Here is a 9068-nt window from a genome sequence, read left to right as displayed (position 1 = left end):
CACAGCTCAGGCACGCCGACCGGGCGCGTGCGGTGCGCGAGCACGTAGTCGCGCGCCTGTTCGACGATCCAGCGGCGCATCGACGGCGCACGGCCCGAATCGTCGTCGGCCATGCGCGACGCCGGCGACACGCGGCGCGCCACCTGCGCGACGGGGCGCTTGCAGAGGATCGCGCTGTCGTAGCGCTTGCCGTCGAAGCGCATCACGTCGACGACGTCGAAACCCTGCGCGCCGTAGAACGCGAGCAGGTGCGAAGCGGGATGCGGCGTATCGAGTGCAAGCAGCGTATAGCCGCGCAGCGCGGCCCACTGTTCGGCGAACGACAGCAGCAACGCGCCGATTCCGCGGCTCTGGCAATCGGGGTCCACCGCCACCTGCCGCACGCTCGCGACGCCTTCGCGCCGGTACAGCGAGCACGCCGACGACGGATCGGTCGCATACAGCGTGGCCGTGCCGATCACGCGCCCGCCGCACACGGCGACGTAGCACTCGCCCGCTTCCGCGCGACGGCGCGTGACGTCCTCGCTCTGGTCGACGCACGTGCAGTTGAGTCCCATCGCGCCGAGCCGCGCGAACGCGCGATGCAGCATCGGCGTGAGTCGTGCATAACTGTCGAAGGCCGGATCGAAACGCCGCACGATCACCCGATCGGCGCACACGGAAGGCGGCGCGGCGGGGGTGTGTTCGGCGATCGCGTTCCAGGGTATCGACATTGCCTTGCTCCGTGGTTGGGATGCCCGAAGTCTATGAGCGCGCCAGCCGCCCTCGCAAGAAAAAATGTCGTAAAAGTTTGGGGAAATGCGTGCGGGAGCGAGGGTTGCGACGATGCGCGCTTTGGCTCTGCGTGCGTCGTTGCGAACGCATGACGGAACGCCGATCGTTGTTTGCGCAAGCAACGCATCCCGTCGCCAGATCACGCGTTGGCGCGTGCCGTTGACACATGCGGCGGCACCTTCCAGACTCGCGGGTTGCTTCCCTCACCGAGCGCGCTCATGATCACCTGCTACCTTCGCTACGTCATCGATCCGTACAAGCTCGACCAGTTCGAAACGTACGGCAAGATGTGGATACCGCTCGTCGAAAAATTCGGCGGCACGCATCACGGCTACTTCCTGCCGTCCGAAGGGGCGAACAACATCGCGCTCGCGATGTTCTCGTTCCCGAGCCTCGCCGAATACGAGCGTTACCGCGAACGCTCGATGGACGACCCGGCCTGCCAGGCCGCGTTCCGCTACGCGGAGGAAACACGCTGCATCGTCAGCTACGAGCGCAGCTTCTTGCGGCCGGTGTTCGAGTAATAGGTAACGGGCGACGGGCAACCGTCCGGCACATCGCGCCCCTTTTTTTGGACCGGGACGAAAAAAAGCCCCGCCTGCATCCGCGCGGCGGGGCCAACCCATGTCAGTAGAGACATCATGGAGGAGACGGGCCCATCTTATCGACCGCGGCGCGCCGTCCCAACCAAGCATTTCTGCTATCGATCTGGGCGGCCGCGCACACGATTGCCCCTGCCGCGCGGCATATCGATAGAACGAAAAGTCGTTTTCAGAGTGGCGGCGGGGTCGTTACCATCTGGTTTTAAGCCTGTGCTTAGCCGGGCAAGCCATCCCCAAGGAGCGCCCCTTGACTGCATTCGATCAACACCGCCGCCCGTTCGTCGTCGGCATTGGCGGTACCACCCGGGCAGCGTCGTCGACCGAGCGCGCACTGTCGTTCGCGTTGCGCGGCGCGCAAGCGGCCGGCGCGCGTACGCGGCTGTTCGACGGCCCGTTCCTGCATACGCTGCCGCACTACGCGCCCGAACACAAAACGCTGACCGACGCACAGCGCGAACTGATCGACGCCGTGCGCCAGGCCGACGCGATCATCATCGCGACGCCCGGCTATCACGGCGGTGTCTCCGGCCTCGTGAAGAACGCACTCGACACGCTCGAGGAACTGCGCGCGGACGATCGCCCGTATCTCGACGGCCGTGCGGTCGGCCTGATCGTCACGGCCTACGGCTGGCAGGCGGCCGGCACCGTGCTGACGTCGCTGCGGTCGATCGTGCATGCGCTGCGCGGCTGGCCGACGCCGTTCGGCGCGACCGTGAACACGCTCGAAACGCGCTTCGACAGCGCCGACAGCTGCTCGGATCCGAAGGTCGTCGCGCAGCTCGAGACGGTCGGCACGCAGGCGGCCGAGTTCGCACTCGCGTTCGCCTCGCATCGCGCGGCCTCGCATGCGGCATCGGTCGATGCGCTCGCACCCGTGCTGAAGATCGCCAACCAGTAATTTTCCCGCCTTCCACCGCCCGCGCCCGGACGATTCCACTCGCCGGCGCGGGCGGTGCGCATTCGGACGCGCGGCCATGCGTCGTGTCCGTCGACGCCCCTCCCTGCCGTCCTTTCCCCGCACCAATAAGAATTCGGCCCGCCGCGTGATTTGCATTGGCCGAAAGATTGGTTCACGCCGCGGGCGGGTTTTCGTACGCTGAACCTCCGAACTTTCTCCGCGCACGCCATGAACCGTACGATCCGCTACAAGGGCTACGAAGTCGCCCCCGCTGCCGCCCGGTTGCCGAACGGGCTGTTCGCCGCCAACCTGACGATCGAGAAAGCGAGCGGCGGCCCGTCGCCGCGCGCCGTTTCGTTCGACGCGATCGATTTCTTCTTCGAGGAAGAACACGCGCTGGCCTACGCGTCCCGCTGGGGCCGCCTCTGGGTCGACACGAACGCGTGACGCACGCTTGGCTGGCGTGCACATGGCCGCTCGAAAATACGCGTTTACGGAAGCTATGCAAGAATCTTTCGGCCCGTAATCGCATAACAACAGCCATGAGTGACACGCTGCAGGAAGCGCATGCAGCCGCAGATCACGCAATGCGCAACTGGACCTTCGACAGGCAAGGTCCGGTCCGGATCGGTTCCGATGCGCATATGCAGATGTTCTGCCGCATGCTGCTCGACACACACAATCCGTACAAGCCGGCAGTGATCGACTGGCCGGCGCTCACACCCGCCGAGCTCAAGCGTCTCACGTCGCTGCCGATCTGGGACATCGCGGTGCAGACCGAAGGCCGCGCATCGATTCGCGTGGCAACCTATGCGGCGACGATCGGCAATCCGCTATTGCGCCGCGCGCTCGAGATGGACGGCGGCGAGGAAGCGCGCCACAAGGTCGTGCTGTCGAAGCTCGTCGAGGCATACGGCATACGGCTCGCCCCCGAGCCCGCCTACCCCGCGCCGCAAGATCCCGAGTGGTGGTGGATCGTCACGGGTTTCAGCGAATGCATCGACAGCTTCTTCGCGTTCGGCCTGTTCCGTTCCGCGCAGCGCTCCGGCTATTTCCCGCCCGAACTCGTCGACACCTTCGAGCCCGTGATCCAGGAAGAAGGCCGCCATATCCTGTTCTTCGTGAACTGGTACGCGTGGTACTGGCGCTCGCTCCCGTGGTGGCGCCGGCCGTGGTTCTTCGCGCGGGTCGCGGCCGTGTGGGTGCATTTGATCCGGGAGCGCATCGGCATCGCGCGCGGCATCGATTCCGACGGCGTCGCACGTGACGCGAACTTCCCGGCAACCGGCACCGCCGATATCGGCGATGCGCTCAATCCGCGCGAGCTGATCGAACTGTGTCTCGTCGAGAACGACAGGCGGATGGCCGGCTACGACAAGCGCCTGCTGCGCCCAATGTTCGTGCCGCGCATGGCGCGGCTTGCGCTGCGGTTTCTCAAGAAGTAAGGCCACCGCGCCGGGCAGACGTCCGGTTGGCCCGGTTGTCCGGCCGGGCAACCGGGCAACGCCTTCGTCTACGCTCGAATCCTCGGGCCGCTGAATTCCACCGGGATCCGGGCGCCGGCAACGGCATCGCCAGCATCCGGCCGTGCAGCAAGCGATACGCGACGATCGATGCCTCCATCCCGTTCGGTGGCCCGCGCCGGGGGCGCGTTCGAACTTCGCTGCGCGCTCCGTTGCCCTTCCATGGCGAGCCGCATCACTGGGCTGCATCGCCCGCCGTCCGCTCGAGGCCGACCCATCGCATCCGGTGGGGAGCCTCGCCGACCTGCATCGACCGGCCGAATGTGGCACATCGGACACACTTACTCCCGCCCTTTTTTTCGGGGCTTCGGCGCGCGCGGACAAATTGTCACACCCGGGATTTGACGATTGGGGGACATGGCCGACGGCACCGGACAGCCTCTTTAACAACCTGTCTCCGCCAGGTGCACCATCGACGCCGTCACGCCTGCCTGACGGATTTGCCCCGTCGCTGAACCCATTCGATTTTCAAAATCGCAGAAATAGTCAATAGGACAAATTCGAAAGATGAATGGTGACAGTCCGGTTCACCGCCCTGTAGCACTTTTTTACAAATTCGACGGGCCAACCGGCCCGAAACGCCCGTCACGCGGGCCATCGCAGCGGCCTGGACGCGCAAATCAGCACAGTCCGATGTTCGATATTTCAAATTAAATCTATTTAAAGATAATCCGCAAAATCAATTTAAAGCCAAAACATAAATCATAAATTAACAAATTAACTAGATAGCGACCACCTTATTCATTTGCGCATTCACGAATATTACAGCGGCGAAAGAATTGCTTGACTCGCAAACGTTTGCTATTTCATTTACCTTACTGTTCGATGTTTTTGTTGTGTGATCCATCACACAGAATAGCCATAACTACATGATTTTTATACGGAAAATTCATTCAATCGCGGAAGTTTAAATGCCTTCGCTAAGCATTCTTACATCTTACAAATACATTCTGAGTCAATGCATCAAAAACGATCTATTAACCATCCTTTAACTTTTCAAACCCTCTATTTATCACTTTTTATCAATCTGAAAAATCCTCCTCCAATAAACTCCGCCCATCAATTTTGAGATTCGCGCGAGCGCACGGAGCAATCCTCTAACAAAAGAGACCGGTGTGTGGCGTGCATATTTGGAGGTAGCAGGACATGAACCGCACATACCGCTCGATCTGGAACGAAGCCCTTGGCGCATGGGTCGCCGCATCGGAACACGACTCGGCACGGGGCAAGCCGAACAAGTCGGCTGTTGCCGTCATCGCAGCAGCTGTACTGGCGATCGGCCTTCCCGGGCTGGCCCAGGCAAACACAATCACCACAAGTAGCTCGTGTCTGACAGGTAGCAACGGCGCAGTCGGCCGCGTCAATCCGGGCGGCACTCAAAACCAGGCCAGCGACGGTTCCGGCACGTATTCGGTCGTGGCCGGCTGTAACGCCAACGGCAACGGCTGGACCGGTGTCACGGTATATGGCTCATTCGCACAGGCGAACGGCAACGGCGCGGTTGCCACCGGCATGCAGTCGTCGGCGGCCCTGTGGGGCGTCGCCGCCGGCCTCGAAACCACCGCCAGCGGCACCGGCGCAACAGCCCTCGGCTTCGGCTCGACGGCGAGCGCACTGAACTCGGTCGCGATCGGCGGCGCGGGCGGCAATGGCTCGACGCCGCTGTCTCAGGCAAACTCGACCCTCGCATCGGGAGCGGGTTCGATTGCAATCGGCAGCAATGCGACGAAGGGCGCACAGTCGGCAGCGTCGGATGGCATCGCCATCGGCGGGCAGTCGTCCGTCGCATCGAGCGCCACGTCAGGGATCGCAGTCGGCCGTGGCGCGACCGTCAATGGCGCGTACGGCATCGCTCAAGGCGACGGTGTCACCTCAGGCGCAACGGGCCAGAACGTGGCAATCGGTTCGTCGGGAACGACGGCGAACAGCGGCACGACCGCCGGCGGAGCCGTGGCGATCGGCCGCGGCCAAACGGCAAACGGCAACGGTGCAGTCGCAATCGGCGATCCGAACATTTCGAACGGCACGGGTGCCGTGACGATGGGTGCCAACAATACGGCAGCCGGCAGCGCGGGCGGCACCACGGCCGCGAACGGGGCCGTGGCCATCGGCAATACCAACAGTGCAATCGGCCAGGGTGCGGTCAGCCTTGGCAACAATTCCACGGCAATCGGTCAAGGAACTGTCGCCCTCGGCGACAGCTCCAGCGCAACCGCGCTGGGCGCGACGGCGATCGGCGTCTCCGCAAGCGCCGCCCAGGATTCGACGGCAATCGGCAGAGGCGCGAGCGGCACGGCAGTTGCGTCAGTCGCAATTGGTACAAATGGCCTCGCTGGGCAGCAAGCTGTCGCCGTCGGGAACAACACCAAAGCGACGGGTCAATCCTCCGTGGCGCTCGGCGATACCGCGAGCGCTTCAAATCAGCAGGCGCTGGCAATCGGCGCCGGCGCGAACGCATCAGGCGACCGGAGTGTCGCGCTGAGCACGCTCTCCTCGGCAACCGGCAGTCACTCGGTGGCGATCGGCTACCAATCGACCGCTCAGTACACCGACGCGGTCGCGATCGGCAAGGGCAGCGTGACGGGCTCGGCAGCACCGACCACCACCGGCTACATTACGAACCAGGCAGCGCCGACCTCCGAAGTTTCGGTGGGTGGCGGCACAGCTGCGACCAACCGGCGCATCACGAACGTCGCGGACGGCTCCGCCCTGACCGACGCCGTAACGGTTGCGCAGCTCAGCACGAGCAACACCAGCCTTTCCACCGGTATCGCTTCGCTGTCGACTTCCGCCTCGACCGGCCTGTCATCGGCCAACAGCTCGATCTCGTCGTTGTCCACGTCGACCTCGACCGGCATCAACTCGCTGTCCACCGGCATCAGCTCGGTCAACAGCTCGGTGACTTCGCTGTCGACCTCCACGTCGACCGGCCTGTCGTCGGCTAACAGCTCGATCGGTTCGCTGTCCACCGGCCTCAGCTCGACGAAAAGCTCAGTGACGTCGCTGTCGAGCTCGACCTCGACGGGCCTGTCGTCGGCCAACAGCTCGATCGGTTCGCTGTCCACCGGCCTCAGCTCGACGAATAGCTCGGTGACGTCGCTGTCGACTTCGACCTCGACGGGTCTGTCGTCGGCCAACAGCTCGATCGGTTCGCTGTCCACTGGCCTCAGCTCGACGAATAGTTCGGTGACGTCGCTGTCGAGCTCGACTTCGACCGGCCTGTCGTCGGCTAGCAGCTCGATCGGTTCGCTGTCCACCGGCCTCAGCTCGACGAATAGCTCGGTGACCTCGCTGTCGACTTCGACCTCGACGGGTCTGTCGTCGGCCAACAGCTCGATCGGTTCGCTGTCCACTGGCCTCAGCTCGACGAATAGTTCGGTGACGTCGCTCTCGACCTCGACTTCGACGGGTCTGTCGTCGGCTAACAGCTCGATCACTTCGCTGTCCACCGGCCTCAGCTCGACGAATAGCTCGGTGACCTCGCTGTCGACTTCCACTTCGACCGGCCTGTCGTCGGCTAACAGCTCCATCGGTTCGCTGTCCACCGGCCTCAGCTCGACGAATAGTTCGGTGACCTCGCTGTCGACTTCCACGTCGACGGGTCTGTCGTCGGCCAATAGCTCGATCACCTCGCTGTCGACCTCCACATCGACGGGCCTGTCGTCGGCAAACAGCTCGATCGGTTCGCTGTCCACGGGCCTCAGCTCGACGAATAGTTCGGTGACGTCGCTCTCGACCTCGACTTCGACGGGTCTCTCGTCGGCCAACAGCTCGATCGGTTCGCTGTCCACCGGCCTCAGCTCGACGAATAGTTCGGTAACCTCGCTGTCGACTTCCACGTCGACGGGTCTGTCGTCCGCCAATAGCTCGATCACCTCGCTGTCCACGTCCACGTCGACCGGTCTCTCGTCGGCCACCAGCTCGATTACCTCGCTGTCCACCTCGACCTCGACTGCGATCGAAGCCGCGAAGACGCACTACTACAGCGTCAACGACGGTGGTGTGCAGCAAGCCAACTACGACAACAAGGGCGCAACGGGCATCAACTCGCTCGCCGCCGGTGTAGCCGCCACGGCCGCGGGCGCCAGCAGTGTCGCCGTCGGCAATGCTGCCAACGCAGCCGGTGCGAGCGGCGTCGCCGTCGGCAATGCTGCGAACGCGAGCGCAAGCAACGCGGTCGCGATCGGCCCGAATGCCGTCGCGAGCAACGTCGGCAGCGTCGCGCTGGGCAGCGGCTCCACCACGGCCGCAGCCAACCCGACGCCTACCGGTACCGTCGGCGGCGTAACCAGCACGTTCGCGGGCGGTAATCCGACGAGCGTGGTCAGTGTTGGCAGCTCGACCAACCAGCGCCAGGTCACGAACGTTGCGGCCGGCGAGATCTCCCAGACCAGTACCGACGCAATCAACGGCTCGCAGCTCTTTGCAACCAATGTGGCCGTGGATTCGCTGTCGACGACGGTGTCGTCGTCCAGCAGCGCAATCTCGTCGCTGTCGACTGGCCTGAGTTCGACCAACAGTTCGGTCTCGTCGCTGTCGACTTCCACGTCGACGGGGCTCTCGTCGGCTAACAGCTCGATTACGTCGCTGTCCACTTCGACCTCGACCGGCCTGTCGTCGGCCAACAGCTCGATCGGTTCGCTGTCCACCGGACTCAGCTCGACGAATAGTTCGGTGACGTCGCTGTCGACTTCGACGTCGACCGGCTTGTCGTCGGCTAACAGCTCGATCACGTCGTTGTCCACTTCGACCTCGACCGGCCTGTCGTCGGCCAACAGCTCGATCACGTCGTTGTCCACCTCGACCTCGACCGGACTCTCTTCGGCCAACAGCTCGATCACCTCGCTGTCGACCTCGACCTCGACCGGCTTGTCGTCGGCCAATAGCTCGATCACCTCGCTGTCCACGTCGACCTCGACGGGTCTTTCGTCGGCCAACAGCTCGATCGGTTCGCTGTCCACCGGCCTCAGCTCGACGAATAGTTCGGTGACGTCGTTGTCGACCTCGACGTCGACCGGTCTCTCGTCGGCTAACAGCTCGATCACGTCGTTGTCGACTTCCACGTCGACCGGTCTCTCGTCGGCCAACAGCTCGATCACGTCGCTGTCGACCTCGACCTCGACCGGCCTGTCCTCGGCTAACAGCTCGATCACTTCGCTCTCGACGTCGACGTCGACGGGCCTGTCGTCGGCCAATAGCTCGATCGGCTCGCTCTCGACCGGCCTCTCGTCGACCAATAGCTCGGTCACCTCGCTCTCGACGTCGACGTCG

General features: G+C 63.6%; 6 protein-coding genes. 5 read left to right on the top strand and 1 reads right to left on the bottom strand.

What is annotated here, in order from left to right; genetic code table 11:
- A partial coding sequence (locus tag G3N96_RS35950; protein ID WP_241022988.1) for a GNAT family N-acetyltransferase occupies positions 1-713 on the bottom strand: 713 nt, incomplete at its 3' end.
- Positions 714-992: 279 nt separating this feature from the next.
- On the opposite strand from G3N96_RS35950, the gene G3N96_RS35945 reads away from it, so the two are divergent.
- The 5 genes from G3N96_RS35945 to G3N96_RS35925 all read left to right on the top strand — a co-directional run.
- Complete coding sequence (locus G3N96_RS35945; RefSeq protein WP_206140139.1) at positions 993-1298, top strand: NIPSNAP family protein; 306 nt, start codon at positions 993-995, stop codon at positions 1296-1298.
- A 325-nt stretch (positions 1299-1623) separates the two neighbouring features.
- Positions 1624-2274 carry an NAD(P)H-dependent oxidoreductase gene (locus G3N96_RS35940; RefSeq protein WP_027790596.1) on the top strand — a complete coding sequence of 217 codons (651 nt, stop codon included), beginning with the start codon at positions 1624-1626 and terminating at the stop codon, positions 2272-2274.
- Between the two features lie 228 nt (positions 2275-2502).
- On the top strand, positions 2503-2721 hold the full coding sequence (locus tag G3N96_RS35935; RefSeq protein ID WP_011354057.1) for a hypothetical protein: 219 nt from the start codon (positions 2503-2505) through the stop codon (positions 2719-2721).
- Positions 2722-2816: 95 nt separating this feature from the next.
- The gene (locus G3N96_RS35930) at positions 2817-3719 is read left to right on the top strand and encodes a ferritin-like domain-containing protein (RefSeq protein ID WP_206140138.1); all 903 of its coding nucleotides are present in this window, start codon (positions 2817-2819) and stop codon (positions 3717-3719) included.
- 1224 nt (positions 3720-4943) lie between these two features.
- The coding region (locus G3N96_RS35925; protein ID WP_277399477.1) for an ESPR-type extended signal peptide-containing protein at positions 4944-9068 on the top strand (4125 nt) is incomplete at its 3' end.

The sequence above is a fragment of the Burkholderia sp. Se-20373 genome, assembly GCF_017104705.1.
GTDB lineage: Bacteria > Pseudomonadota > Gammaproteobacteria > Burkholderiales > Burkholderiaceae > Burkholderia.
This window is presented reverse-complemented; position numbering and strand designations above follow the sequence as displayed.